Below are 25,728 nucleotides of genomic sequence, written 5' to 3' on the forward strand. Positions count from 1 at the left end.
TCGAGGTGCGCGGGAACCCGTCCCACCTCGGGTGCTCCCCACACCCAAGGCCCCTCTCGGGCTCCAAGAATCGATCAGCCCCGCGTCCGGCGCCGGGGACGAGCCTGCCGGCTGTCCATAGCGCCTGACCTGTAGATCATTATTTGTCGCTCGTGTCCAATCATGTGAAGCAGGGGTCAATCTAGAACATGGGGGCCGGTCTGAAGAAGAGATGTGTGCAAATTGTGCTCAAGCTTTGGAGCCGGTTCACCGAACGGTGACTGCCCGCAGGGGCCTTGACGACGAAGAAGTGCCTTGTGACCTGCGATGACGGGAGTTCTTCGGGTTGTCTGCACCGGCAGGACGAGCCGGCTAGCGCGTTACGCGGTAGTGGAGGTAGACGACTCCGGAGCGGAAGGTGCGGGTCTCGACGAGCTCGAGATCCACCCGGCGCTCGTGCCGGGGGAAGAACGGAATGCCGCCGCCGACCAGTACCGGGTGGACCATGACTCGGTACTCGTCGATCAGGCCCAGCGCGGCCGCCTCGGCGGCGAGCGTCGCGCCGCCGATCGCGATCTCGCCGTCCCCCGGCTCGGCCCGCAGCCGCTCGATCTCCTCCGCCAGGCCGCCGGTGGCCAGGCGGGCATTGCCCTGCACCGCCGAGAGCGTGGTGGAGAACACCACCTTGGGGAGTGGCTTCCAGAGCGCGGTCCACTCGAGCTCTGAGTCGTCGAGCGAGGGATCCTGGTCGGCGGTCTCCCAGTACAGCATCGTCTCGTACAGCCGTCGTCCCAGCAGGTGGACGCCGACCTCCCGAATGTCGTCGATCCAGAAGCGGAAGATCTCCTCGTCGGGTGCCGTCCAGTCGAAGCCGCCGTCCGGCCCGACGATGTAGCCGTCGAGTGAGGTGCTCATCGAATACGTCACGCTGCGCATCAGAAGTCCTTAGGTTGTTGAGCAGAGGGAGTATGGGTCTACTCAGAGGGAGAGAAGCTCACGTGATCGAGAAAATGCCGGAGACGGCCCGTCTGCTCCAGATGAGTCCACACCCCGAAGGGGGTTGGTACAAGGAAACCTGGCGCAGTGTCACTGAGATGCAGCCGGAGGGCTACCCGGGGCGCAGATCCCTCTGTACGGCCATCTATTTTCTCTTGACTCCCGGCGATGAGTCCCGCTGGCACACCGTACGTTCGCCGGAACTATGGCTGTGGCACCGAGGTGGTCCCTTGCTGCTCCTGCTGGGCGGGTCCGGGGAGAGGCCGGAAAAGGACCCCACGGAAGTCATGCTCGGTCCCGAACTCGCGAGCGGACAACGGCCGCAGGCTCTCGTGCCGGCTGGTCACTGGCAGGCCGCTCGCCCGGCCGGCGATGAAGAGGTGCTGGTGAGCTGTGTGGTCGCGCCCGGATTTCACTTTGACGACTTCCAGCTACTGCCGGACAAGTAGCGGCTGCGGCTCGAATCCCTTCGTTCAAATGTGATGGGCATCACAGTGGGCGAGAGCCGCGTCATCGGGTCATCATATGACCTGATCACCGAAAGTCGCGTCAGGAGCCGAGCCGCGCGAAGGATTCATCATGTCCATGCCCATAACAGCGGCCGAGTCCCCCGGCCTCGTCCGTGAGAACGCCGTCTTCCGCAAGGTCGTACGGCGCATCGTCCCCTTCCTCATCCTCGCTTACGTCGTCTCCTATCTGGACCGGGTCAACGTCGGGTTCGCGAAGCTGCAGATGTCCGACGACCTCGGGTTCAGCGAGGCGGCGTACGGCCTCGGGGCCGGGCTGTTCTTCATCGGCTACTTCCTCCTGGAGGTGCCCTCGAACCTGATGCTGCAACGCGTCGGAGCCCGTACCTGGATCGCCCGGATCATGATCAGCTGGGGGCTGGTCTCGGCGGCTTTCGTGTTCGTCACCAATGAGCCGACGTTCTACGCGCTCAGGTTTCTGCTCGGTGCCGCGGAGGCGGGGTTCTATCCGGGGGTGATCCTCTACTGCACCTACTGGTTCCCCTCGCACCGCCGCGCCCGGGTGATCGCGATGTTCATGTCGGCCATCCCGGTGGCGGGCATCTTCGGCAATCCGCTCTCCGGCTGGATCATGGACCGGTTCCAGGGCGTGGGCGGCTGGCAGGGCTGGCAGTGGATGTTCCTGCTGGAGGCGATCCCCGCACTCGCCGTCGGTGTGGTCACGCTGTTCTACCTCGACGACGACGTGCGCGGCGCGAAGTGGCTCACCGATGAGGAGAAGGCCGTCGTCGAGCGGGCGATCGCCGACGACACCGCGCACCAGACCGTGCACGGCCGGGTCTGGGACGCCTTCCGCGAGCCCAAGGTGTGGCTGATGTGCCTCATCTACTTCTGCTTCGTCATGGGCCAGTACGCCCTGACCTTCTGGATGCCCTCGTTCGTCGAGGCCACCGGCATCGAGGGCAACCTCACGATCGGTGTGCTCAGCGCCGTGCCGTACCTGGCCGCACTCGTCGCGATGAACCTGTTCGGCCGTTCGGCGGACAGGCGTCGCGAGCGCCGTTGGCACCTGGTTGTCCCGAGCCTCATGGGCGCCGTCGGGTTCTCGCTGGCCGCCGTCTGGAGCGGATCGACCGCACTGTCCCTGGTCGCGCTGTCCGTCGCCGCGGCAGGGGTGCTGACCTGCGCTCCGCTGTTCTGGTCGCTCCCCACCGCGTTCCTGGGCGGCACCGCGGCCGCGGCCGGGCTCGCAATGATCAACTCGGTGGGCAACCTCGCCGGATTCGTCAGTCCGTACATGATCGGCTCGATCAAGGACGCCACCGGGTCGGCGTCGATCCCGATGCATGTCCTGGCACTCAGCCTCGTCGTGGGCGCGGCGGTGGTGCTCACCACCAAGAGGCAGGTCGTGAACCGCTGACCGGGGCTCGGCCGGCTCGACGACTACCGAGGAGACAACGCATGAGGATCGTCATCACGGGTGGCTTCGGCTTTCTGGGACGCCAGGTCGCCGGCGCACTGCTCACGACGCGGAGGCTCCGTGGCGTACCCATCGACCGGCTGGTGCTCGCCGACCGCGTCGTGCCGTCCGATCCGTCAGTGGCCGACCCTCTCGTGGAGGTCGTGCAGGGCGATGTGGCCGACCGGCTCGATGAGGTGTTCGCGCAGCCCGTCGATGTGCTGATCCACCTCGCCTCCGCGGTCTCGGCCGAGTGCGAGGCCGACTTCGATCTCGGCATGAGCGCCAATGTGGACACGACCCGTGCGCTGCTCGAAGCCGCCCGGGCCCAGTCGGCCGCCGGCGGGCCGACGCCGCGGGTGCTGTTCTCCAGCAGCGTCGCCGTCTACGGTTCCGACCCCGCGCTGCCGCTGCCCCCGGTGGTCAGCGAGGCGACCCTGCCCACGCCGCGGTCGAGCTACGGGATCCAGAAACTCGTCTGCGAGCAGCTGATCGCGGACTACACCCGCCGCGGTTTCATCGACGGACGCGTCGCCCGCCTGATGACCGTGTCGGTACGGCCGGGCAAGCCGAACGCGGCCGCCTCCGGCTTCCTGTCCGGCATCATCCGGGAACCGCTCGCGGGCCTCCCGGCAACCTGCCCGGTCCGCCCGGACCTGCGGGTGGCCCTCGCCTCGCCACGGCGCACCGTCGAGGGAATCCTGCGTATCGCGGAGGTCGAGCGCGGCGCCGGCCCCGGCCTCCTCGACGGCGGGGTGCCGGTCAACCTTCCGGCGCTCACGGTCTCGGTCGCCGACATGCTGACCACACTGCGTCGGGTGGCCGGCGACGCCGTCGCCGACCTGGTGACGACCGCACCCGATCCCGGCGTCGAGGCCATCGTGGGCTCGTGGCCCGCCGACTTCGACAACGCGCGCGCCGCCGCGCTCGGGCTGGAGCCCGACCCGGATTTCGCGTCGGTGATGCGCCAATACCTCGCCGACCACGCCGCCGCGGTCGTGGCCGGCGCATCCCCGCGTCCGGAGCGGCCCGGCCGATAGACTGAAGACCATGTTTTCCAAGGTGAGCGGTCCCCTACGGCTCGCTGATCAGGTCGCCGCCATGCTCTCGGAGGAGATCGAGTCCGGGCGACTGGCCGAGGGCGACAAACTGCCGACCGAGGTGGAGCTGGTCAAGCAGCTCGGTGTCAGCCGCACCGTCGTGCGCGAGGCCGTCTCCAGGCTCCGCAGCGCGGGCTTGGTCGAGCCGCGCCAGGGGCGTGGCGTGTTCGTCATGCCCCGGCGCATACGGCCGCTCGACCTCGAGGCCGAGACCGCCCAGCACACCGAGTCCAAGGTGCGGCTGATCGTGGAGGTACGCCGCCCCATCGAGGGCGAGGCGGCGTACCTCGCGGCCACCCGGGCCACCCCGGCCGACCTCGCCCGCATGCGTCAGGCGCTGGAGGCCATCGACACCGCGGTCGCGGCCGGCGGTGACGGTGTGGACGAGGATCTCGCCTTCCACAGGTCCATCGCCGAATCGACCGGGAATCCAGTGATGGTCTCGACGGTGCGCTACCTCGGTGAGGTGTTGCGCAGCGGAATCCGCGTCACGCGGGCGAACGAGGCGCGTAGCAGTGACTTCCTCGAAGCCGTCCGGCAGGAGCACCACTCGATACTGGCTGCCATCGAAGCCCGCGACGCCGAGGCCGCACGCGACGCGGCACTCCTCCACCTGAAGCACGCCGCGTCCCGGCTCAACGAAGCAGACGAAGGATTCTGGGCCGAGACCGGCAACCTCGAAGTGGATCTCGACGCCACCCCGTGATGCGCGCCGTTCGCCGGCATGATTGCTCGCCCAACTCCCGGACGGCCACGGGATCCTGGGCCTGCCCGGGGACGCACGCGGCTGTCGTGGCCACAGTGGTTCGTGTCGCCAGGGGGCTTGGACGGTGTCCCTGCGGTACACGACCCGGTGGGTCCACGCCGGAGGGCACGGCACCTCGCCCGGGTAACGGGCGCCGAGGCGTTCGAGCCGGGAACTGCGTCCCCGTTCGGCGAAGTCCGCCTCGGACGCGGCGTGGCCCTGGTCGGCCGCGGTTCCCACGATCCGTACCTGCCGCCCGGCCACCGGCCAGTGGAAGTGAGCCGCCGCTGCCAGGATCCGAACCCCGGCGCGGGACGACCGCGCCGGGGTTCGACGACAGGCTCAGTACCGTGTGGGGAACAGTTGAAGCTCGGCCTTGCTGCCGGAGACCGACTTCACCCAGATCTTGAGGTTGTTGAACTTCACGGTGCCGCCCGGGCTGGTGCTGCCGCTGAGGGTCCCGCCGGCTGCCGACATCTTCACGGACCGGGAGCTGACGCAAGTCCCCTGGTCAAAGCCCGTTTTCGCGTTCGGGCACGCCCAACTGCCCGGTACGCGCGGCGGCTGGGACCGATCACGCCGCACGCTCCGGGTTGTTCCTCCCATAAGGATGCGAGACCAGCGCCCGCCGTTTCGAAGTCGGCCGGGAACGCCGCCGCGGCCAACGCCGCTCAGGTGCGCTCGGGAGCGGTGTCGGTGATGGGCGGGGTGTCGGCGGCGGAGGCCCGCACGAGGCGGGGGCCGTCCGGCCCGTACACCGTGCGCGGTTCGGGAAACGCGGCCAGCAGTCCGAGGTAGCTCATGGCCGCGAGGGCGAGGCCGACCGGCAGGGAGATGTCGGCCCCGTTCGCGAGGTCGCCCAGCGGGCCGACGAACTGGCCCGGCAGGTTCACGAAGAGCAGCGCCACGACGGCGGACACCAGCCAGGCGGACATCCCGCGCCAGTTCCAGCCGTGGGTGAACCAGTAACGGCCGCCGCGCTGACGGCGGTTGAAGACCTGCAGCGCCTCCGCGTCGTACCAGCCACGGCGGGTGACATAGCCGAGAACCATCACAATCATCCAGGGTGCGGTGCAGGTGACGATCAGCGTCGCGAAGGTGGAGATGGACTGGGTGAGGTTCAGCGCGAACCGGCCGAGGAAGACGAAAACGATCGACAGCGCCCCGATGAGGAAGGTCGCCCGGACCCGGCTGAAGCGCGGAAAGACGCTGGAGAAGTCGAGGCCGGTGCCGTAGAGCGCCGTGGTGCCGGTGGACAGGCCGCCGATCAGCGCGATCAGGCACACCGGCAGGAAGTACCAGCCGGGCGAGATCGCCAGCAGCCCGCCGACGTAGTTGGGGGCCACCGGGTCGACGTACTTGGCGGCCTTTGTGGCGATGACCGAGGCGGTGGCCAGGCCGAAGACGAACGGCAGCAGGGTGGCGAGCTGGGCGAGGAACGCGGCGCCCATCACCCGGCGTCGCGGCGTCGCGGCCGGGATGTAGCGGGACCAGTCACCGAGGAAGGCGCCGAAGGAGACCGGGTTGGACAGCACGATCAGCGTGGCGCCGATGAACGACGGCCAGAACAGCGGGTCGGCGGTCGAGGCGAAGGTGCCCGCGTAGCCGGGGTCGAAATCGCTGCCGAAGGCGACCGCGCCCAGCACGAAGAGCGCCGACGCGGCCGTCACGGCAACCTTGTTGACCAGCAGCATGAAGCGGAAGCCGTAGATGCAGACGATGAGGACGAGGATCGCGAACACCGCGTAGGCGGCGCCGTACGAAACCTCCGACTCCGGTACGCCGGCGAGCCGGTGGGCGCCGCCGATGAGCGCGTCGCCCGAGGACCACACCGAGATCGAGAAGAACGCGATCGCGGTGAGCAGCGAGAGGAACGAGCCGACGATCCGGCCGTGCACTCCCAGGTGAGCCGAGGACGAGACCGCGTTGTTCGTGCCGTTCGCCGGGCCGAACAGCGCCATGGGGGCGAGCAGCAGCGCCCCGGCGACCAGGCCGAGGACGGTCGCGGCGAGACCTTGCGGGAAGGACAGCCCCAACAGGACGGGAAAGGCGCCGAGTACGCACGTCGCGAAGGTGTTGGCGCCGCCGAAAGCCAGCCGGAAGAGGTCGATCGGGCGGGCCGACCGGTCCTCGTCCGGAATGCGTTCGACGCCATGGGTCTCGATCTCGGTGATCGACGCGGTCACGGGCTTCACCCTCCGGTCCGGCTGTGGTGCCGCCCCGTGGTCGGGGACGGGGCCACAGTCTGCGTCCCGCCCCTGACCAGCGGCAACCGCCGGTGGCGCGGGGGATGGGAGCGCCCACTCACATCGCTTCCGCGGTGGCGAATCCGCCTGCCTGCTCGATCAGCGTGATCAGGACCTCCTTCCCGGATTCCCGGTCCCGCGCGTCGCACAGCACCACGGGAGTGGTCTCATCCAGGTCGAGCGCCGTCGCCACTTCCCGCGCGCTGTAGTCGCGTACGCCGTTGAAGCAGTTGACCGCCACGACGAACGGCAGCAGGCGCCGCTCGAAGTAGTCGACGGCCGGGAAGGAGTCCCGCAGCCTCCGGGTGTCCGCGAGCACCACCGCGCCCAGAGCGCCGGTGGCCAGCTCGTCCCACAGAAACCAGAACCGGTCCTGGCCCGGAGTGCCGAAGAGATACAGGGCGAGGTCGTCGCCGAAGGTGATCCGGCCGAAGTCCAGTGCCACGGTGGTGGTGCGCTTGTCGACGACCTCGTCCAGGCTGTCGTCGTTCCGGCCGGCCTCGGTCAGGGGCTCCTCCGTGTTCAACGGCCGTATCTCGCTGACCGTGCCGACGAGCGTGGTCTTGCCGACTCCGAAGCCACCGGCCACGAGGATCTTGAGGGCGAGAAAGGGCGCTTGCGCGTCAGAGCGCTCGGAGTCCATCGATCACTCTCCTGAGGGTGCGTGGGTCGGGGAGTCTCGCCGGCGGGACGGGTGGCGTGGCGCGGATCAGGCCCATCGCCAGCAGATCGCTGAGGAGGACTCGTACGACCGTCAGTGGCAGTTCGGAGTCGGACGCGATGTCGGCCACCGGGTGCGGTCGTGGTCTGCACAGGCGGAGGATCGCTGCCTGCTCGGGCGAGAGCATCGGGTCGTGATCGGTATCCGCAGTCGCGTGGATGACGGTCATCAGGTCGAGTCGCTGCTCGCTGCCGACGTGTGCCCGCCCGGCCGTCACGGCGTAGAGGCGCACCAAGGGCCCCGCCGCTTCGTCGTACCAGCGCTGATCGGAGTCAGTCATCGAGGCGCGAGGTCTCACCGGCCTCGCCGCGTACGGGAGTGCCGAGGTGCGGGCCGACCCGCTTGACGAGCCGGGCCATCTCGTACGCCACCAGGCCGACATCGGCGGCGGCATCGCTGAACACCGCCAGGCACGAGCCCTCGCCCGCGGCGACGACGAACAGGAATCCGTCCTCCAGCTCCACGAGTGTCTGGACGACCCCGCCCGCCCTGAAGTGGCGCCCGGCGCCTTTGGCGAGGCTGTGGAAGCCGGAGGCGATCGCGGCGAATCGTTCTCCGTCGTCCCGGGACACCGCCTCCGAGGCGCCGACCGGCAGCCCGTCGCCGGAGAGAACGACCGCCTGTCTGATCTCCGGCACGTGGGCGACGAGTTCCTCCAGAAGCCAGTCGAGTTCACTGGAGCGGTGGGCGGTGGGGGTCATCGGTGCTCTCCTTCGCCTTCTGTGTCGTGGTCGCTCTCCCTCGGGGGTTGCGGCGGCGTCCTGACGGCCTGGCCGCGGGTCCAGCCCGTCCGGAAGGACGCCATGGTGGCGCGGGCCTCCTCGGGTGTTCTCCCGGATGGTTTGCGCGTCTGCTCATGTGGTTCGGTCTCGTCGGACGGCTCGAGTGCCGGACCGGCCTGGCGTATGCGACGGGGCAGTTCGGGCCGGGCCGCGGGAGGCGGAGGTTCCTCGCCGGTGGTGGGCGACGGCCGCTGGGCGGGAGCGGAATGCGACGTGGGGATCACGGGCTCCGCATCGTGTGCGTCTGTGGGGGGCACCGGCTCCTCCGGCGGCCCAGCCGGGACCGGGACGGGGGGAGCGGGCGCCGCGTCCACCTGGCCCGGCTCCGTATCCGCGGCCGCCGTCCCGGTCGAGGCGGTGGCACCCGGCCTGGTCGAGGTCCGGCGGGGCAGGCCGGCGGTCGTGCCGTCCGCGGCCGCTTCCCCGGCCTCCGCACCGTTACCCGTCTCATCGATCGGTTCGCCCGCCACGTGGCCGGGCAGCAGGACCACGGCGACGATGCCCCCGTACACCGACGATCGCAGGGCCACCCGCACGTCCAGGCGGTGCGCGAGCCGGTTCACCACGAACAGGCCGAGCTGGCCGCTGTCGAGCAGGTCGATCCGTTCGGTGTCGGTGATGCGCCGGTTGGCCTCGGCGAGCGCGGACGGCTCCATGCCGAGTCCGCGATCCTCGATCTCCAGGGCGATGCCCGCGCCGACGCGCTCGGCGGACACGCGCACCCTGGTGGGCGGAGGCGAGAACGCCGTGGCGTTCTCGACGAGTTCGGCAAGCAGATGGGTGAGGTCCGCCACGGCCGCGCCGGGCACCCGGACCGCCGGGATGTCCGTGATCAGCATCCGGTCGTAGTCCTCGACCTCGGCCACGGCTGCCCGGACGATGTCCATGAGCGGGACGGGGTGCCGCCAGCGACGCCCCGGCATGGCACCGGAGAGGATGATGAGGCTCTCCGAGTGGCGGCGCATCCGGGTGCTGAGGTGGTCCAGCCGGAACAGGTCCTCCAGTTCGACCGGGTCCTCGTTGCGGCGTTCCATCGTGTCGAGCAGGGCGAGCTGGCGGTGGACCAGCGTCTGGCTGCGGCGCGCGAGGTTCACGTAGACGCCGGAGATGCCGTGCAGGATCTCGGCCCGGTCGGCCGCTGCCTTGACCGCGGCTCGGTGGACGGCGACCAATGAGGCGCCGACCTGGCCCACCTCGTCGGCGCGGTGCGGACGCGTGGGCGCCACGGCATCGAGGTCGACGGGCTGCCCGGCGTGCAGCCTCGCGATGGCACGAGGCAGTTCGCGGCCGGCCATGGTGAGCGCGGTGTTGCGCAGACCGGTGAGTTCGACGATCAGGCCACGGCCGATCCGGACCGAGATCACCAGGGAGAGCACCACCCCCACGAGGTCGAGGACCATGGCGACGCCCGAGCCGCCGAGGGCGTCGAACGAGAGCGGGTCCGCGTCGTCGGCCGCGCCCGTGCTCGCCTGCTGCTGCGCCTGTGCGAGCTGCTGGAGGACGTCTCCGGCGGGCGTACTCCAGCCGGCGGACGCGGCGACGTGTCCGGCTTGTTCGTCCGGCCCGCCCTGCCCGTCTTGTGTGCGAGCACCTGCCTCGAACATGGCGTCCTCGGTGCCCCGCAGGTCCCGCATCGCGCTCCCGGTGAGGACCTTCCGGTACCGGGCCGCGTCGGCGGCCCGCAGATCGTCCACGGAAGCGGAGAGCAGGTATCGCTGGGTGTGGGCGGCGCCGACGAACTCCACGTACTGGCCTGCGGTGATACGGTCCGAGACCTGCGCGGCGCCCATCAGCGCGTCCTCACGGGCGATCATCTCTCGGGCATGCGCCAGTTCGAGGACGACGCGCGCCGCCGAGGCGGTGTCGGGGCCCGGCATGATGGCCAGGGACCCTTCCAGGGCGAAGGCCCGGCCGATCATGCTGTTGTAGGCGTCGTAGGCCTCCCGCCACCCGGCGTCGCGTCCGCGCGACCGCTCGCGCAGCGCGCCGAGGCCGTCGAGGCCGGTCATGAGCTGGTCGACGCGGTTCGTGAGGTTCGCGCCCGCGGTCTCGCTGTCCAGGCTGCTCGTCCGGATCCCGCTGCGGAGCGCGGCGACGGCCGCGTCGGTGTTCCTCTCCTTGCCCGCCGCGTCGTCGGCGCGTTCACGGCTGGGCGCGGCGAGTTGACGCAGTGCGGCGGAGCGTTCGGACTGGACGGCGGTGACGAGCGAATCCAGGGGGTTGAGGAGGGAGGAGTTGGCTTCTTTGTACTGGCTCAGTTCCGAGACGCCGCGCGCCGTTGTGACGGTGGCGAGGCCCCACATCGCCATCAGGGAGACGGCGGGGACCATCAGCAGGCAGACGATCTTCGCCCGGATCGAGCGTGGCACCAGGAATGTGCTCATCAATGCCTCGACCTGTCAGGGGTGAGGGTGTTCGGCGGGGGGACGCGGGGGACGGCGGTCGCGGCGGCGGCGTCGGCGTCGTCGAGCGGTGCGGCCGCAGTGGCGTCGGCGCTTTCGGCTGCCTCGCGCTCCGTCGGCGACAGGGCCACGAAGGCCGACGAGAGGAAGAGGAACGAACCGAGGACCACCGCGAGGGGGAAGATGAACTGCGTGGCCGTGGCCCCGTCCAGCGGGCCCCCTTGTGGGGAGGGTGTGATCTGCACGGCGGACATTCCGGTGTAGTGCATGCTCGACACGGCGAGTCCCATGACGAGGGAGGCGAGCGTCGCTCCTGCGGGACCGCGCACCACGACGGCGGCCCACAGGGCGGCCGTCGCGGCGGCGACGGCGATCGCCAGCGAGAGGACGACGAGCGGCAGCTTGTAGTCGACGCTGCCGTGCAACTGGAGTGCCGCCATCCCGAGGTAGTGCATGGCACCGACGCCGAGGCCGGTACCGAGACCACCCACGAGGAGCGAGCGCCAGCGGGACCGCCCGTAGCCGACGGTGAAGACACCTGCCCCGACGACCGCCATGGCCACCAGCAGGCTGAGGAGTGTGAGCGGGACGTCGTAGCGAATCGGGGTGCCGTCGACTCCGAAGCCGAGCATGGCGATGAAGTGCATCGTCCAGATGCCCGAGCCGATCGCGACCGACGCCGTCACCAGCCAGTTGCGCCGGGAACGGCCGTCCGACGCCAGTGCCTTCATGGTGCAGTGCAGTCCGAGCGCGGCGCCGACGCAGGCCATGACATACGCGATGACAGGTGAAAGCCATCCGGCGCCGAAGTGGTCGACGTGTGCCAAAACTCCCCCTCTTCTTCTCAACTCCAAGGCGCCGTGGACGCTAGCATTCCGTTTCCTCACAGAAACTTCACAGGAGGGTGCATGCCTCGACCTCGCGGCCGATGTGGTCACTTCGAGCTGCCCTACCTGCGAGTTCCGTGGTCGCAATCTGCGTCACCCGGACACTTCAGCTGTTTCGGCGGCGAAACTCTTGCGGCGCGTCTATGGCGTAGATCACGGCGCGGCGTGCCGGGAGGTGCTGGAAGGTCCGTTCGGGCTTGACGGGGTGTGCGTTCTTCGCTCCGGCCGGAGCGGCCCTCGTCGCATCGGTGAAGCTGAGGGTCCTTCATTTTTTGTCGTCAGAACTCTTGTGAGAGGTGCGTGCCTTCATTACTTTCCAGTAGGTGGCGCCGCCCTGACGATGACAGACCTCCACCTCGAACGGAGTGGCCATGCCTCCCGAGCACCGTGGCTCCACCCGAATGGTTCTCACCCTCGCCGCTGTTGTGGCGCTGGCCGTGACCGGTTCCACGGCGGTGAACGCCTCCGCGCAGCCGAAGACGGCCGGGCTACGAGAGGTGATGTTCGTGGGCAACAACTGGGACGGCACCGCCGACGTCATCAAGTCCAGTGGTGACCTGGCGAGGATCGGCCGGATCAACGTCATACCGGACAAGAACCAGCGGCTCACCGAGATCTACCTCAACCCCATCAAGCTCGCCTTCTTCCTGGGGATCCGGCTGGGGCCGGGAGAAGGGCACGACCAGTTCGTGGACGACATGTACTCGACCCCGGACGGCTCCGCCGTCGTCGTCTCCCGGCCCAGCTTCGCCGACGTGGTCTCCATCGACGTCGCGACGGGCAAAATCAACTGGCGCTTCCCCGTGTCCGGGTTCCGCGCGGACCACATGGCCGTGTCGCCCGACGGCAAACGCGTCGCGGTGTCGGCTTCGACGTCGAACACGGTGCATGTCCTCGACATCGAGACGGGAGAGCAGCTCGGTTCGTTCTCCACCGGTGACAAGCCCCACGAGAACGTCTTCACGGACGGCGGCAAGTACCTCTGGAACATGTCGATCGGCGAGGTCAACACCGCCCTGGACGATCCGTCGATGGACTGGACGAAGGGTGACCGGCGCATCACCGTGGTCGACGCGAACACGTACAAGCAGGTCAAGGTCATCGACATGCGCGAACGGCTCGACGCCTTCGGCCGCAAGGACCTGTCCGACGCCGTCCGGCCCGTCGCCTTCACCCCCGATGAGTCCAAGCTCTACTTCCAGGTCTCCTTCTTCAACGGGTTCCTGGAGTACGACGTGGCCAAGGACAAGATCACCCGCGCGAAGACCCTCCCGAAGAACCCCGCGACCAGTGAGGACCGCACCACCTGGGTCAACGACTCCCGCCACCACGGCCTGTCGATGAGCCCCGACGGCAAGAAGCTGTGCGTGGCCGGGACGATGGACGACTACGCGACCGTCGTCGACCGGGAATCGCTCCAGGAAGGCCCCCTGGTGCCGACCTCGAAGCCGTACTGGGCGACGGTGAGCGGCGACGGCACCTCCTGCATCGTCTCCGAGAGTGGCGCCGACCGGGTCACCGCGATCGACTTCGCGACGGGCGAGAAGACCGTGTCCGTGTCGGTCGGCGACCACCCGCAGCGGGTGCGCCTCGGCCATGTGGCGGCCGACTGGACCGGGCCGTCGGCCTCGTAGCGGTTCGTCGGAGCGTCACGACGCGGCCCGCCCCGCGAAGGGGCGGGCCGAAGTGTGTGTCGCCGTACAGGCGGCGAAGTCCGCGCGCTGACCAATTGATGGCGAATTCTTCGCCTGCTAAGCGGACACACTGCGCATCGGGCCTCCATTCGTCACACAACGAAGGAGATCGCCACCACGGATATCTCCACGAGGCGCACACCGCCGGTTAACAGGGCGGCCTTGCGGCACGTTCCGGGCAGGTCAAAGGCTGTGCGTGATTGGAGATCGCGTGTGGTTATGGTGTCAATTGAATGCACCGGGGTGCGAACTCATTGTGCGCACTTGGCGCGGTAATAGGCTCGGGCTCACACGATGAGTTCCACGATTGTCGCCTGTGTCGCGTATACCTTTGGTTCTGGATTTTCTCGATGATTGAGGATGCTGATGGTTCGTACTGCGTCGTCACCCGGGGGCCCCTCGACCGGCCTTGCCGCGGCGTGGTCGGCTCCCGCTGCCCTGATGGCCGTGGCCACGGCAGTCATCGCGACGATCGCGCCGACGGGAGGTAAGGCACCGGCCGTCTGGTGCGGAGTCGTCGCCACGGCGATCGTCGCTCTCGTCTCGGCCGAGGCGGCCCGCCGTGGCCGGGACGTCGCCGCGCAGCGGGCCGAGGGTGCCGCGCGGGAAGCAGCCCTGCTCCAGGACTTGCGGCGGCAGGAGGCCGCGACGATCCGGCTGGCCGAGCAGCATCTTCCGGCGGCTGTCGCCCGGCTCCAGGAGGGCGAGTTCGCCGAGGACGTCCTGCTGTCCGTCTCCGCTCAGGACGAGGCGCTCAGCCCGCAGTCCCAGGCGGCGCACCAGGCATTGCTGCGGTCCGTCGTCGAGGCCGTGCAGGCGGAGGAGAGCATGCGTGACTCGGCGCAGCGCGGTGTGGTGAACATCGCGCGCCGGGTCCAGGCCATCGTGCACCAACAGGCGACGGACCTGCGGGGGATGGAAGACCGGCACGGCCAGGAACCGGCGTTCTTCGCCGACCTGCTCCGGCTCGACCACGGCACCGCCCTGATCGGCCGGCTGGCCGACAGCATCGCGGTACTCGGCGGGGCGCGGCCGGGCCGCCAGTGGAGCAAGGCGGTGCCCCTCTACAGCGTGCTGCGTGGCGCCATGTCCCGGATCCTCGACTACCAGCGGGTGGAACTGCACACCGTCGCCGAGGTCGCCGTTGTCGGTACCGCCGTCGAGCCGCTCATCCACGCACTGGCGGAACTGCTGGACAACGCCATCCGGTACTCGCCGCCCAAGACCCGCGTCCATCTGACGGCGGTGGAGGTGCACATGGGCATCGCCATCGAGGTCGAGGACGGCGGTGTCGGTCTCAGCGAGGAGGCGCGGTCGCGCGCCGAGAGGATGCTGAAGGAAGCACGGGCCGGCATCGACCTGAACGACCTGGGGGAGTCGCCGCGGTTGGGACTCGCCGTGGTCGGCCGCCTCGCGCAGGCCTACGACTTCAAGGTCGCGCTCCCGCCGTCCGCCTACGGAGGCGTGCGCGCGGTGCTGACCGTGCCGAAGGAGCTGCTCACCACCGCACCCGCGACGGGGCGGGCGCACGGTATCGGCGCCTCGTCCGCGCCCCGGTCGGCGGACCGGCCGGCCGCCGCACAGGGCGCGCCCTCCCGAGCGGCAACCGAAGCCGTCACACCGCGCTCCGCGACCCCGGACGCGTACCGGAACGCCGGTGCGACAGCGGAGGCGCAGGAGACCATGGACACGGCCCGGCCCGCCCCGGTACGCGCGGACGACCGTACCGAGGAAGAGATGCCGGCCGAGGTCGAACGGACGGCCAGCGGGCTGCCCCAGCGGCGCCGCCGTCGTCCTGCGACCGGCGCCGGGAAGCGGACCACGCCCCTGCCGGGACCGGCGGAGACGGCGCACGAGGAACCCGCGCCCGGCGTCTGGATGGCCGAGTTGCAGAGCGGTCTCTCGGCCGACAAGCCCCGGGCGGCGCCTTCCCGGGCCAACAGTGACACGTCAGACAAGGGTGAGTAACCGATGCAGCAGCGCACGGACATGGACTGGATGCTCAAGGATCTCGCGGAGAGCGTCCCCCAGACTCGCCACATCGTGGTCCTGTCGTCGGACGGCCTGTGCATGGCCCGGTACGACACGGACATGGACACCGCGGACCGCATCGCCGCGGTCGGTTCGGGCCTGCAGAGCCTGTCCGTGGCCGTCGCCAGCGAGTTCCCGCACAGCGACGGGCGGATGCGGATGGTCGTCATCGAGATCAGCGGCGGCTTCATGTACCTGATGGCCGCGGGGGCCGGTGCCCATCTGGCGGTGCTCGCCGACGAGGGGGTGGACGCCGGACTGGTCGGTCAGTGCATGCGTGACCTCGTCGCGCGGATCGGCGCGCATCTCACCAGCCCGCCGCGAACTGATGGGCAAGCGCGGTGAGCACAGCCGACCGGAACTGGGACGATGGCGGTCCCGAGCGGCTCTACGTCATCACAGGCGGCCGGGCGGAATCAACGGAGCAGGCCGACCTGGACCTGGTCACCCTGATCGTGTCCCGGGAGGAGCCGAAGGCCGGCATCCAGCCGGAACTCGCCGCCATCCTCCGGGTGTGCCGGTCCCCGGTGTCCGTCGCGGAAATCTCCGCTCATCTGACCCTGCCCAGCAGTGTGATCAGCGTGCTCCTCGCCGATCTGCTGGCCGACGGACGGGTCGAGGCCCGCGCACCCGCCTCGTCCCGTCCCGACATCGCACTGATAGAGGCGGTTATCGATGGTCTCCAGAATCTCTGACACGGGCACGGAGCCTCGGATCGAGGACCGGCTGCCGTCATCGGCCTCCACCGCAGTCAAGATCGTCATCGTGGGCGGTTTCGGCGTCGGAAAGACCACCTTCGTCCGCTCGGTGAGCGAGATCAGGCCGCTGACCACCGAGGAGACGATGACGCAGGCCGGCGCCGGGGTCGACGACCTCGCCGGAGTGGAGCGCAAGACCGCGACCACCGTGGCGATGGACTTCGGCCGGATCACGCTCAACGACGAGCTGGTGCTGTATCTCTTCGGCACACCCGGCCAGCAACGCTTCTGGTTCCTGTGGAACGGCCTGTTCGACGGCGCGCTGGGGGCCATCGTGCTCGTCGACACCCGGCGCCTGGAAGCCGGCTTCGACGTGATCGGGCGTCTGGAAGAGGCCGAGGTGCCCTTCGTGATCGCCATCAATGCCTTCCCCGACGCGACCTCCTATCTCACGGAGGAGGTGCGTGGCGCACTCGACCTTCCGGAGAGCGTGCCGATCGTGGTGTGCGACGCCCGCGAGCGACCGTCGAGCCGGGACGTGCTGCTTTCCCTGATGCGCCATCTGCGAACCTCCGCAACGACCTCGGAGTCCACGTGACCGCCAACACCCCCGAGCACACGACCGACGGCCCGGCGACTCCGCCGCCCGGCTGCCCGGCCCACGGCATGACTCCGGACGCACTGCACCGTCTGTACGGCGGCGAGGCACAGACCGACCCGATGGGTGTGTACGAGAAGCTGCGGGCCGCGCACGGTCCCGTCGCCCCCGTATTCGTCCACGGCGACCTGCCGGCCTGGCTGGTCCTCGGCCATCGCGAGAACCTCGACGTCCTGCGCACCCCCACGGTCTTCTCCCGTGATTCGCGGTATTGGCGGGACATGGCCGAGGGGCGGGTGTCGGCCGACCATCCGCTGGCGCCCATCACGGCCTGGCAGCCGGTGTGCGTCTTCGTCGACGGCGAGGAGCACCAGCGGCTGCGCGGCGCGGTCACCGACAGCCTGAGCCGCTTCGAGGCGCGCGGTATCCGGCGCCACGTCACGCGGTTCACCCATCAGCTCGTCGACGGGTTCGCGCGCGGCGGACGGGCCGACCTGGTGAGCCAGTTCGCCGCCCAGCTCCCGCTGCGGGTCATGACACAGCTCTTCGGCATGCCGGACGAGTACGGGCCGGCCCTGGTCGCCGCCGTCCAGGACGCGCTCACCGGTACGGACACCGCGGCGGCGAGCAACGACTACATCACCCGGACCCTGCAGCAACTGGTCGAGCGCAAGCGCACCGACCCCGGTCACGACTTCCCCTCCAAGCTGATCGAGCACCCCTCCGGCCTCAGCGACGACGAGATCCGCGAGCATCTGCGGCTCATCCTCACCGCCGCCAACGAGACCACCGTCAACCTGATCGCGAACGCACTGCGGATGCTGCTCACCGACGACCGCTTCCGCGCGAACCTGGCCGGCGGACACATGACGCTGCCAGACGCGATGGAGCAGGTGATGTGGGACGAGCCACCGATGATGACCCTCCTGGGGCGATGGGCCACCAGCGACACCGTGCTGGCCGAACAGCCCATCGCGGCAGGGGACATGATCCTGCTCGGTCTCGGCGCGGCGAACGTCGACCCGGCGATCCGCCCCGATCTGCATGCCTCCGTGCACGGCAACCGCTCCCATCTCGCCTTCAGCGGCGGCCCGCACGAATGCCCCGGCCAGCACATCGGCCGGGCGATCGCCGACACGGCCATCGACACCCTCCTCACCCGCCTGCCCGATCTGCGGCTGTCCGTCCCGAAGGACGAACTGGAGTGGACCTCGTCGCTGATGTACCGCCACCTCGAAGCGCTGCCGGTCGAGTTCACTCCCAGCCACCAGGTGTCGCGGGTGCCAGGTCTGGCACCGCCGATAGCGCTGCGCACCGAACTCCCCACGGAGCAGCCCGAGACCAAGGCCGCCTTCCCGACCGCCACCTCGGCTCCCGCCGACCGGTCCTGGCTGTCCTGGTGGCGCGGAGTGAAGCGGCGTACGAGGGGCTGAGCACATTGTGGCCTTGAGCACGTCAAGTTCAGTCTTCAACTGATGCTGTTGTGGGTAATGATGCTCAGGAAGGCCGAAAGACGTGTGTGGCGGGAATCCTCACCGGACCCCATACGGGAGGGTGTCGAGTTCCTTGACGGACCAACAGCACCCGGAGTGCGCCTCGCACCGGTTCAGGGCACGCAGCGCCGGTTCGGGTGAGGCATTATGCCCGGCAAGGGCGACCCGCACCGGCAATGTTCCGGCATGCGGGCTTCGCCGGTGGACGCCCGGACCGCGCTGATCCCGTCTGCCGTCGTCCCCACCGCGCTGACTCCGTCCGCCGTCTTCCCCTGACTACCGGCCCCGGCCCGCTCCCCTGCGGCTGCTGGTCGGCCACACCCCGGCCCCCGACGGCGGGTGCCCGGGGCGGAGGAGCGCTCTCAGCGCCCCCATCTCCCTCGAACCCCCTCGAACCCCCTGTCGTGTCCTGATGCGCCCCCAGGCCTCAGGCCGGCCTCTGTGGAGCAATCATGCATGCGAGCACGCACACCGGCGAGAGCCGAAAGACCCCCGTTTCCGCTACCCCACGGAGTGCTTCGCTTCCCGGCCTGCTGGCCCATCAGGTGGTGCGCGGACCCGACGCCCCGGCGGTACAGGACGGCGGCAGAACCTATTCCTATCAGCAACTCGACGACTCGTCACGGTCCATATCCCAGGCTCTCCTGAGTCGAGCCATACGCCCCGGGGACGCCGTCGCGGTCCTCGGCACGCGCTCCTGGGAGGCGACGGTCGCCATCGTCGGCATCCTGCGGGCCGGCGCGGTGTGCGTCCCGGTGGACGCGCAGTACCCGTCGGCCCGTGCCGCGGAGATGCTCACCGATGCCGGTGCACGACTGGCCATCGCGCTTCCCGGCCACGAGCCGGTGGCGGCGGCGGGCGCCGGGCCGGTGGGCTGGGAAGATTTCGACGCACTGATGCGGACGCGGCACACCGGTCCCCACGACCCGGACTTCCCGTCCCTCACGGAACGTTCGGCGGAGAACTGCGCGTATGTGCTCTTCACCTCCGGCACCACTGGACGCCCCAAGCCGGTGGCCTTCCCGCACCGCGCCGTGACCCGGCTGGCGGAGGGCGGCGCTCCCTGGTGCCCCGGCTCCGGGAAGCGCGTCCTGCAGACCTTCGGCCTCTCCTTCGACGGCTCCCTCTTCGAGATGTGGGCCACCCTGCTCAACGGCGGATGCCTCGTCGTGGCGGGCAGGGAGGCACTCCTGGACACGGAGGCGCTGGGCTCGCTGCTCCGCGCCGAGCGCATCACGCATGCCTTCATGACCACCAGCCTGTTCCACCACTCGGTGCGGACCAAGGCCGGGATCTTCGGCGCCCTGGACATGGTGATGGTCGGCGGTGAGGCCATGGACCCGGGGCTGGCGGCGGCGGTGTGTGCGACGGGACGGCCGCGGCATCTGATCAACGGATACGGCCCGACCGAAGGCGGCATCATGGTGAGCGCCTACGACGTCGGCCATGTGGCGCCCGATGCCTCCTCGGTCCCGATCGGATGGCCGGTGGCCGCCAGCACCTGCCATCTTCTACGGGCCGATGGCAGCCCGGCGGGTCCCGGCGAGGAGGGCGAGATCTGCATCGGCGGTGCGGGGCTGGCCCTGGGGTACCTCAACCTGCCCGAGGAGACCGCCCGTGCCTTCGTCATGCTGCCTACGGGCAGCGGCGAGAGCGAGCGTCTCTACCGCAGCGGTGACCTGGCCCGCCGGGGCAGTGACGGGCTGCTGGAATTCCGCGGCCGGGTGGACCGGCAGGTCAAGATCCGCGGCTTCCGCGTCGAACTCGACCCCGTGGAGGCCCTGTTGCGTGCGCATCCCGGCGTGGCCGACGCCGCGGTGCTCGTCCGGGGGAACGACGGCATCGGCAAGGGGCTCAGCGCGTTCGTCACGTCCGCGGACGCCACCCGGCCGGTGGGACCTGAGGAACTCCGTGCGCACCTGGCGAGCCGGCTGCCCACCCACGCGATACCCGCCCCCATTCACCCGCTGGAACGTATGCCGCTCACCGGGAACGGCAAGACCGACTACGCGGTGCTGCGCGCCCGGGCCGCCGCCCCGTCCGCGCACCGCGCGGGGCAGCCGCCCGCCGGCCGGCCGGGCGACCCCGTCGCGGAGATCTGGGCGGAGGTGCTCGGCACACCGGTGTCCGACAGCACGGACTTCTTCGCCGAGGGCGGCAACTCCCTCCTCGCGGCCCGGGCCGTCACCCGCACCATCGCCGCCCTCGGCCTGACCACCGAGCACTTCGCGCCGCTGCTGCGGCGCCTGCTGGCGACGCCGTCCCTGTCCGCGTACCGCGCGGCGACCGGCACCCCGCCGTCCGGGCCGGACGACCGGACACAGCCCGACTACGAAGCCGAGGCCCGCATCGAGCTGAACGTCGGCGCCGGCCCGGCCGCTGCCCCGCAGCCCACCCGGGCGCGCCACATCCTGCTCACCGGAGCCACCGGATTCGTCGGCGCGTTCCTGCTCGAACGGCTGCTCCGGGACACCGACGCGACCATCCACTGCCCGGTGCGCGCCGCCGACGGCCCGCAGGCGATGCGGCGGATCCACGCCACGATGCGGCGGTTCGGCCTCCGTCTCGGCGACCCCGGGCGGGTCCGTCCGCTGCCGGCCGAACTCGGCCGCCCCGGGCTGGGGATGGCCCCCGGTGTCCTCGACGGCTTGGCGGACGACGTCGACCTGATCGTGCACAACGCCGCCCACGTCAACTTCCTCTACCCCTACCAGCAGTTGAGGGAGGCGAACGTGGAAGCCGTCCGCTCCCTCCTCGGCCTGGCGGCAGGGCGACGGATTCCCGTCCACTACGTCTCGACCGCCGCGGTGCTTTCCGGAAGCGGTGCCGGGGGCGTCCGGTATGTCGACGAGAGCACCCCGCTCAGCCATCCCGAGCTGATCAGCATGGGGTACCCCGAAACCAAGTGGGTGGCCGAGCGCATGCTCGGCCACGCGGCGGAGGCGGGGCTGCCGGTCACCATCCACCGGCCCTACGAGATCACCGGCCACAGCCGCACCGGCGCCTGGAACACCTCCAGCGCCATCTGCGCGGTCTTCGACGCCATCGCGCAGATGGGGTCGGCCCCCGCGGTCCCGCTGCCCCTCGACCTCGTGCCCGTCGACACCGTCACCGACGCGATCGTCGGCATCGCCACCCGGCTCCCGCATCTCGGGGGAGTGGTCCACCTGACCAACCCCCGGCCGGCGCGGCTCGGCGACATGGTCGACCGCATGCGCGCCGCCGGATACGCCATCGAGGACGTCGGCTACGCGGAGTGGACCGCCGCGCTCGCCGGTCATGTGCGCCGCAACCCCGAGGCCCCCATCGCGCCGTTCCTGCCACTTTTCGTCACACCGGCGAACGAGGCCGACCACAGCGTCAAGGAGCTGTACTTCGACACCGTCTTCCCCGAAGTCGTGCGCACCCGCACCGACCAGGTCTGGCCGGCCTGGCGGGACACGTGCCCGCCCGTCGACGACACGCTGCTCGACGGCTACCTCGCCGCCCTCCGGCGCAGCGGCCTCCTCCACCGCAGCGACCCGAACTCCAAGGTCAGGCGGTGACGCGGAAGGGTGTCGACGGATCGTTTCGCGGCACGGTCTTGCGTCCCGAGCGGTGACGCTCGGGACGCAGGACCGTGTGAAGGGCGTTGCCGACGCTCGCCGGTTGACGCCTACCCGAACAGTGCGCTGTAGCCGTTCAGGGCCGGCTGCCCGCCGAGGTGGGCGTAGAGCACCTTGGAGTCCTTGGCGATCTCGCCTCGCGTGACGAGGTCGATGAGGGCCGCCATGGACTTGCCCTCGTACACCGGGTCGGTGACCATGCCCTCGGTCCGGGCGGCCGTCCGCATCGCGTCCATGGTGGACTCGTCCGGGATGCCGTAGGTGCCCGCGTGGTAGCGCTCGTCGAGCAGGATCTCGTCGTCGGCGAGCTCCCGGGCCAGGCCGATGAGCGACGCGGTCCGGCGCGCGATCCGCGCCACCTGGTCCCAGGTCTCCTTCGGCTTGGCCGAGGCGTCGATGCCGAGGATCCGCCGCGGCCGCCCGCCCAGCGCGGCGAAACCGGCGATCATGCCGGCCTGGGTGCTGCCGGTGACCGCGCACACCACGATGGTGTCGAAGAAGACCCCGAGCTGCTGTTCCTGCTCCGCCACCTCGAACGCCCAGTTCGCGAAGCCCAGCCCGCCGAGCCGGTGGTCCGAGGCGCCGGCGGGGATCGCGTAGGGCTTGCCGCCCGCCGCCTCGATCTCCGCGATCGCCTGCTCCCAGCTCTCCTTGAACCCGATGCCGAACCCGGCCTTCACCAGCCGCACGTCCGCTCCGGAGAGCCGGGACAGCAGGATGTTGCCGACCTTGTCGTACACCGCGTCCGGCCAGTCGACCCAGCTTTCCTGGATCAGCACGCACTTGAGCCCCGCCCGGGCGGCGACCGCCGCGACCTGGCGCGTGTGGTTGGACTGCACGCCGCCGATCGATACGAGCGTGTCGCAGCCCTGCGCCAGGGCATCGGCCACGAGGTACTCCAGCTTGCGGGTCTTGTTGCCGCCGTAGGCGATGCCGGAGTTGCAGTCCTCGCGCTTGGCCCAGATCTCCGCGCCGCCCAGGTGCGTGGTCAGGCGCTCCAGGCGGTGCACCGGCGACGGGCCGAACAGCAGCGGGTAGCGGTCGAAGTCGTTGAGGGACAAGGGATTCCTCCGATTCAGCGAACGCTGAGCCTGCGCCGCGCGAACACCACGCAGGACAGGCTGAGCACGGCCAGGAACATCAGGTAGAAGGTCGGCGCGAGCTTGCTGCCGGTCACGTCGACGAGCCAGACGATCACCAGCGGCGTCGTGCCACCGAACAGCATCACGGCGATGTTGTAGCTCACCGCGAGGCCGGTGGCCCGGCTGGTGACGGGGAACAGCTCCGCCATCATCGCGGGCAGCGGCGCGAAGTAGCCTGCCTTCAACACGCCGACCAGGAACATCACGCCGAGTATCACCGCGAAGCTCGGGGCGGCGATCAAGAACGCGAGGCTCGGGTATACCAGCGCGAGGATCAGCGTCCCGAAGATCAGCATGATCCGGGTGCGGCCGAACTGGTCCGACAGGTGACCCACCACGGGAGTCAGGCCGGTCAGCACGATCCCGGTGACCAAGGTGGATGCGAATCCGGTCGACGCCGGCAGGTCCAGTTCCTTCACCGCGAACGTGGGCATGTAGGTGATGAAGTAGCTGATCGCGGTGGACACGGCGAGCGCGCCCATGGCCACGAGCATGCGGTCCTTCTGGGTGAAGAACGTCTCCTTGACCGGCGCGCGCTCCTCGTCCGCGGTCTTGACGAACTCACCGGCCTCGCCGACGTAACGCCGGATGTAGTAGCCGACCGGGCCGATCAGCAAACCGAAGAGGAAGGGGATGCGCCAACCCCACGACTCCAGCTCCGCCTCGGACAGCGTGGTCGTGAGCACCGTGCCGAACAACGACGCGAGCAGCGTCGCGAGCCCCTGGCTCGCGAACTGCCAGCTGGCCATGAAACCGCGCTTCTCGGGCGCGTGCTCGACGAGGAAAGCGGTGGCGCTGCCGAACTCCCCGCCCGCGGAGAAGCCCTGGACGAGCCGGGCGAGCAGGATCGCGATCGGCGCGACGAGCCCGATCTTCGCGTACGGCGGCATGAGCGCGATGAGCAGCGTCGCGACCATCATGAGCCGGATCGACAGCATGAGCGCACGCTTGCGCCCGGCACGGTCGGCATACGCGCCGAGCATGAGCGCCCCGATGGGACGGACCACATAGGCCACCGCGAACGTGCCGAGCGTCAGCAGAAGTGACACGGTCTCGTCGGCTGTGGGGAAGAACTGGTTCGAGATCGTCGTGGCGAAGAAGCCGTAGACGAGGATGTCGAACCATTCCAGCGCGTTCCCGATGGACGCGGCGACGATGACGCGGCGCACGTTCACCGGCGCCTCGGGAGGTGAGACTGTCTTGACGGTCATGGGTGGCTCCTCACGGGGGAGTCCTCGCCGAGGTCCCAGAACAGGCCGGCCATGATGCGCAGGCTCTCCCGCGCCACGGGGGCCAGCAGGTGTTCGTCCGGGGCGTGCTGGGCGCAGGCGGGGTAGGAGTGCGGGATCCAGAGCGTGCACAACCCCAGCTCGTCGGCGAAGGCGTGATTGGGAATGCTGCCGCCGAGATTCGGCAGCAGGGCGGGTTTCGCGCCGGTGGTGCGGCTGATCGAGCCGAGCGCCCAGCGCACCCAGGGGTCGTCCGGATCTGTCCGGGTCGGCGGCATGGTTGTGCCGACCTCGACGTCGACCATGGGGAATCCGTGCTCGTCCAGGTGGTCACGGAGAATGACGCCGAGCTTGTCGACGTCGGTGCCGACCACGGACCGGAGCTGGCAGTGCGCGTGTGCGCTGCCGGGAATGGCGTTGACCGGGCTGTCCGGGTTGCCGGCGGCGAGCGAGAGTACCTCGAGGGTGTTCCAGCCGACGAGGCGCTCGGCCGGGGTGAGCCCGGGTTCGCCCCAGCCGTCGTCGAGGGGCGGATCGTCCGGTCCGCCGCCGACCGTGATGTCGCGCAAGGCTTCCCTGACGTTCTCGGGGATCTCACGAGGCCGCAGACCGGAGACGAGGAGGCGGCCCCGCGCGTCGACGATGGTGGCGAGCGCGCCCGCCAGCACGGTCGCCGGGTTGCGCAGCAGGCCGCCCCAGTTGCCGGAGTGGTAGGAGCCCTCGCGCAGGTCGACCCGCAGCGTGAACGGGGTGGAGCCGCGTGAACCGAGGAACACCGTCGGCCGTTCCGCGGCCACGCGCGGCCCGTCGGACGCGATGAGCACGTCGGCGGCGAGCTCGTCCCGCAGTTGGGCGCAGACCGCGCGCAGGCCCGGCGAACCGGTCTCCTCCCCGGTCTCGACCAGCACCTTGAGATTGAAGCCGAGCCGGCCGCGTACGCGGAGCACCTGCTCGAGTGCCGCGAAGTTGATGGTGTGCTGGCCCTTGTTGTCGGCGGTGCCGCGGCCGTACCAGCGGTCGCCCTCGACCACGACCTGCCACGGATCGAGGCCGGGCCGCCACCGCTCCGGCTCGCCGAGGACGACGTCGCCGTGGCCGTAGACCAGCACCGTGGGTAGCTCATCGTCCTCGTGCCGGGTCGCCATCAGCAGCGGGTAGTCGCCGGCGGGGTTGTCGAGGACGCGCGCCTCGCAGCCCAGCCGGCCGGTGAGCGCCGGGGCCAGCTCGTCGGTGAGGTAGGAACGCCGCTCCCGCGCCCCCGCCCGCGCCCCGTCCTGGCTTTCGGTCGCGAACGCGACCCGGCGGCCGAGCTCGGCGAGGAATTCCCCGGAATCGTAGTATTCGGTGGCGCAAGCGATCACGGCAGCACGGGTCATCATTACCCTTAACATCGGAAACGTGCGATTTACAATGCGTTCGGCCGGTGCGTGGAGTTTACGGAGCAGCCCCACGGC

General features: G+C 69.9%; 22 protein-coding genes. 11 read left to right on the forward strand and 11 right to left on the reverse strand.

Annotation, left to right across the window (positions count from 1 at the left end; all coding sequences use genetic code 11):
* Positions 1–351: 351 nt before the first annotated feature.
* Complete coding sequence (locus tag ACH4SI_RS00895) at positions 352–915, reverse strand: dihydrofolate reductase family protein (RefSeq protein WP_398291094.1); 564 nt, start codon at positions 913–915, stop codon at positions 352–354.
* Positions 916–977: 62 nt separating this feature from the next.
* Between ACH4SI_RS00895 and ACH4SI_RS00900 the strand changes: the two genes are divergently transcribed.
* The 4 genes from ACH4SI_RS00900 (at position 978) to ACH4SI_RS00915 (ending at position 4,707) form a co-directional block, all read left to right on the forward strand.
* Complete coding sequence (locus ACH4SI_RS00900) at positions 978–1,424, forward strand: cupin domain-containing protein (protein ID WP_398291096.1); 447 nt, start codon at positions 978–980, stop codon at positions 1,422–1,424.
* 130 nt (positions 1,425–1,554) lie between these two features.
* Positions 1,555–2,862 carry an MFS transporter gene (locus ACH4SI_RS00905; protein WP_398291098.1) on the forward strand — a complete coding sequence of 436 codons (1,308 nt, stop codon included), beginning with the start codon at positions 1,555–1,557 and terminating at the stop codon, positions 2,860–2,862.
* Between the two features lie 41 nt (positions 2,863–2,903).
* Positions 2,904–3,941 (forward strand): D-erythronate dehydrogenase, encoded by a 1,038-nt coding sequence (gene denD, locus ACH4SI_RS00910; RefSeq protein WP_398291100.1) that lies wholly within the window; start codon positions 2,904–2,906, stop codon positions 3,939–3,941.
* Between the two features lie 10 nt (positions 3,942–3,951).
* Positions 3,952–4,707 carry a FadR/GntR family transcriptional regulator gene (locus ACH4SI_RS00915; protein ID WP_398291102.1) on the forward strand — a complete coding sequence of 252 codons (756 nt, stop codon included), beginning with the start codon at positions 3,952–3,954 and terminating at the stop codon, positions 4,705–4,707.
* Between the two features lie 381 nt (positions 4,708–5,088).
* Here the strand turns inward: ACH4SI_RS00915 and ACH4SI_RS00920 are convergent, their stop codons facing one another.
* The 7 genes from ACH4SI_RS00920 to ACH4SI_RS00950 all read right to left on the reverse strand — a co-directional run bounded on the left by ACH4SI_RS00920 (position 5,089) and on the right by ACH4SI_RS00950 (position 11,724).
* Positions 5,089–5,229, reverse strand: coding sequence for a hypothetical protein (locus ACH4SI_RS00920; protein WP_398291104.1), 141 nt, complete (start codon positions 5,227–5,229; stop codon positions 5,089–5,091).
* Positions 5,230–5,417: 188 nt separating this feature from the next.
* The gene (locus ACH4SI_RS00925) at positions 5,418–6,932 is read right to left on the reverse strand and encodes a purine-cytosine permease family protein (protein WP_398291106.1); all 1,515 of its coding nucleotides are present in this window, start codon (positions 6,930–6,932) and stop codon (positions 5,418–5,420) included.
* 118 nt (positions 6,933–7,050) lie between these two features.
* Positions 7,051–7,635 carry a GTP-binding protein gene (locus ACH4SI_RS00930; protein ID WP_398291108.1) on the reverse strand — a complete coding sequence of 195 codons (585 nt, stop codon included), beginning with the start codon at positions 7,633–7,635 and terminating at the stop codon, positions 7,051–7,053.
* Positions 7,616–7,993 (reverse strand): DUF742 domain-containing protein, encoded by a 378-nt coding sequence (locus tag ACH4SI_RS00935; protein ID WP_398291110.1) that lies wholly within the window; start codon positions 7,991–7,993, stop codon positions 7,616–7,618. Before ACH4SI_RS00935 ends, ACH4SI_RS00930 begins: the two co-directional genes overlap by 20 nt.
* Positions 7,986–8,414 (reverse strand): roadblock/LC7 domain-containing protein, encoded by a 429-nt coding sequence (locus tag ACH4SI_RS00940; protein ID WP_398291112.1) that lies wholly within the window; start codon positions 8,412–8,414, stop codon positions 7,986–7,988. The genes ACH4SI_RS00935 and ACH4SI_RS00940 overlap by 8 nt, the downstream gene beginning before the upstream one ends.
* Positions 8,411–10,879: a nitrate- and nitrite sensing domain-containing protein gene (locus ACH4SI_RS00945; RefSeq protein WP_398291114.1), complete on the reverse strand. Its 2,469-nt coding sequence runs from the start codon at positions 10,877–10,879 to the stop codon at positions 8,411–8,413. Before ACH4SI_RS00945 ends, ACH4SI_RS00940 begins: the two co-directional genes overlap by 4 nt.
* Positions 10,879–11,724: an MHYT domain-containing protein gene (locus ACH4SI_RS00950; RefSeq protein ID WP_398291116.1), complete on the reverse strand. Its 846-nt coding sequence runs from the start codon at positions 11,722–11,724 to the stop codon at positions 10,879–10,881. Before ACH4SI_RS00950 ends, ACH4SI_RS00945 begins: the two co-directional genes overlap by 1 nt.
* Positions 11,725–12,155: 431 nt before the next feature.
* Between ACH4SI_RS00950 and ACH4SI_RS00955 the strand changes: the two genes are divergently transcribed.
* The 7 genes from ACH4SI_RS00955 (at position 12,156) to ACH4SI_RS00985 (ending at position 21,843) form a co-directional block, all read left to right on the forward strand.
* Positions 12,156–13,418, forward strand: a complete 1,263-nt coding sequence (locus ACH4SI_RS00955; RefSeq protein WP_398291118.1) for a YncE family protein — start codon at positions 12,156–12,158, stop codon at positions 13,416–13,418.
* A gap of 426 nt (positions 13,419–13,844) precedes the next feature.
* On the forward strand, positions 13,845–15,446 hold the full coding sequence (locus tag ACH4SI_RS00960; protein ID WP_398291120.1) for an ATP-binding protein: 1,602 nt from the start codon (positions 13,845–13,847) through the stop codon (positions 15,444–15,446).
* 3 nt (positions 15,447–15,449) lie between these two features.
* On the forward strand, positions 15,450–15,854 hold the full coding sequence (locus tag ACH4SI_RS00965; RefSeq protein WP_398291122.1) for a roadblock/LC7 domain-containing protein: 405 nt from the start codon (positions 15,450–15,452) through the stop codon (positions 15,852–15,854).
* Positions 15,851–16,204 carry a DUF742 domain-containing protein gene (locus ACH4SI_RS00970; RefSeq protein WP_398291124.1) on the forward strand — a complete coding sequence of 118 codons (354 nt, stop codon included), beginning with the start codon at positions 15,851–15,853 and terminating at the stop codon, positions 16,202–16,204. The genes ACH4SI_RS00965 and ACH4SI_RS00970 overlap by 4 nt, the downstream gene beginning before the upstream one ends.
* On the forward strand, positions 16,185–16,805 hold the full coding sequence (locus ACH4SI_RS00975; protein WP_398291126.1) for a GTP-binding protein: 621 nt from the start codon (positions 16,185–16,187) through the stop codon (positions 16,803–16,805). The genes ACH4SI_RS00970 and ACH4SI_RS00975 overlap by 20 nt, the downstream gene beginning before the upstream one ends.
* Entirely contained in the window at positions 16,802–18,238 is a 1,437-nt protein-coding gene (locus tag ACH4SI_RS00980) for a cytochrome P450 (RefSeq protein WP_398291128.1), read from the forward strand. Before ACH4SI_RS00975 ends, ACH4SI_RS00980 begins: the two co-directional genes overlap by 4 nt.
* A gap of 512 nt (positions 18,239–18,750) precedes the next feature.
* Entirely contained in the window at positions 18,751–21,843 is a 3,093-nt protein-coding gene (locus tag ACH4SI_RS00985; RefSeq protein WP_398291130.1) for an amino acid adenylation domain-containing protein, read from the forward strand.
* Positions 21,844–21,953: 110 nt separating this feature from the next.
* Here ACH4SI_RS00985 and ACH4SI_RS00990 read toward each other — a convergent pair whose 3' ends face one another.
* Genes ACH4SI_RS00990 through ACH4SI_RS01000 form a run of 3 tightly spaced genes read right to left on the reverse strand, consistent with a single transcriptional unit; the run spans position 21,954 to position 25,653 of the window.
* Complete coding sequence (locus tag ACH4SI_RS00990) at positions 21,954–22,964, reverse strand: 1-aminocyclopropane-1-carboxylate deaminase (RefSeq protein ID WP_398291132.1); 1,011 nt, start codon at positions 22,962–22,964, stop codon at positions 21,954–21,956.
* Positions 22,965–22,978: 14 nt separating this feature from the next.
* Entirely contained in the window at positions 22,979–24,256 is a 1,278-nt protein-coding gene (locus ACH4SI_RS00995) for an MFS transporter (RefSeq protein WP_398291133.1), read from the reverse strand.
* On the reverse strand, positions 24,253–25,653 hold the full coding sequence (locus ACH4SI_RS01000; RefSeq protein WP_398291135.1) for a M20 family metallopeptidase: 1,401 nt from the start codon (positions 25,651–25,653) through the stop codon (positions 24,253–24,255). Before ACH4SI_RS01000 ends, ACH4SI_RS00995 begins: the two co-directional genes overlap by 4 nt.
* Positions 25,654–25,728: the final 75 nt, after the last annotated feature.

It is taken from the genome of Streptomyces sp. NPDC021212 (genome assembly GCF_044332925.1).
Classification (GTDB): Bacteria; Actinomycetota; Actinomycetes; order Streptomycetales; family Streptomycetaceae; genus Streptomyces.

Bases quoted from the DNA above. Each gene is read 5' to 3' on its own strand.
- ACH4SI_RS00905 (WP_398291098.1), top strand. From the start codon at position 1,555: ATGTCCATGCCCATAACAGCGGCCGAGTCCCCCGGCCTCGTCCGTGAG.
- ACH4SI_RS00960 (WP_398291120.1), top strand. From the start codon at position 13,845: ATGGTTCGTACTGCGTCGTCACCCGGGGGCCCCTCGACCGGCCTTGCC.
- ACH4SI_RS00975 (WP_398291126.1), top strand. From the start codon at position 16,185: ATGGTCTCCAGAATCTCTGACACGGGCACGGAGCCTCGGATCGAGGAC.
- ACH4SI_RS00915 (WP_398291102.1), top strand. From the start codon at position 3,952: ATGTTTTCCAAGGTGAGCGGTCCCCTACGGCTCGCTGATCAGGTCGCC.
- ACH4SI_RS00895 (WP_398291094.1), bottom strand. From the start codon at position 915: ATGCGCAGCGTGACGTATTCGATGAGCACCTCACTCGACGGCTACATC.
- ACH4SI_RS00955 (WP_398291118.1), top strand. From the start codon at position 12,156: ATGCCTCCCGAGCACCGTGGCTCCACCCGAATGGTTCTCACCCTCGCC.
- ACH4SI_RS00935 (WP_398291110.1), bottom strand. From the start codon at position 7,993: ATGACTGACTCCGATCAGCGCTGGTACGACGAAGCGGCGGGGCCCTTG.
- ACH4SI_RS00985 (WP_398291130.1), top strand. From the start codon at position 18,751: ATGCATGCGAGCACGCACACCGGCGAGAGCCGAAAGACCCCCGTTTCC.
- ACH4SI_RS00965 (WP_398291122.1), top strand. From the start codon at position 15,450: ATGCAGCAGCGCACGGACATGGACTGGATGCTCAAGGATCTCGCGGAG.
- denD (WP_398291100.1), top strand. From the start codon at position 2,904: ATGAGGATCGTCATCACGGGTGGCTTCGGCTTTCTGGGACGCCAGGTC.
- ACH4SI_RS00930 (WP_398291108.1), bottom strand. From the start codon at position 7,635: ATGGACTCCGAGCGCTCTGACGCGCAAGCGCCCTTTCTCGCCCTCAAG.
- ACH4SI_RS00995 (WP_398291133.1), bottom strand. From the start codon at position 24,256: ATGACCGTCAAGACAGTCTCACCTCCCGAGGCGCCGGTGAACGTGCGC.
- ACH4SI_RS00945 (WP_398291114.1), bottom strand. From the start codon at position 10,879: ATGAGCACATTCCTGGTGCCACGCTCGATCCGGGCGAAGATCGTCTGC.
- ACH4SI_RS01000 (WP_398291135.1), bottom strand. From the start codon at position 25,653: ATGATGACCCGTGCTGCCGTGATCGCTTGCGCCACCGAATACTACGAT.
- ACH4SI_RS00940 (WP_398291112.1), bottom strand. From the start codon at position 8,414: ATGACCCCCACCGCCCACCGCTCCAGTGAACTCGACTGGCTTCTGGAG.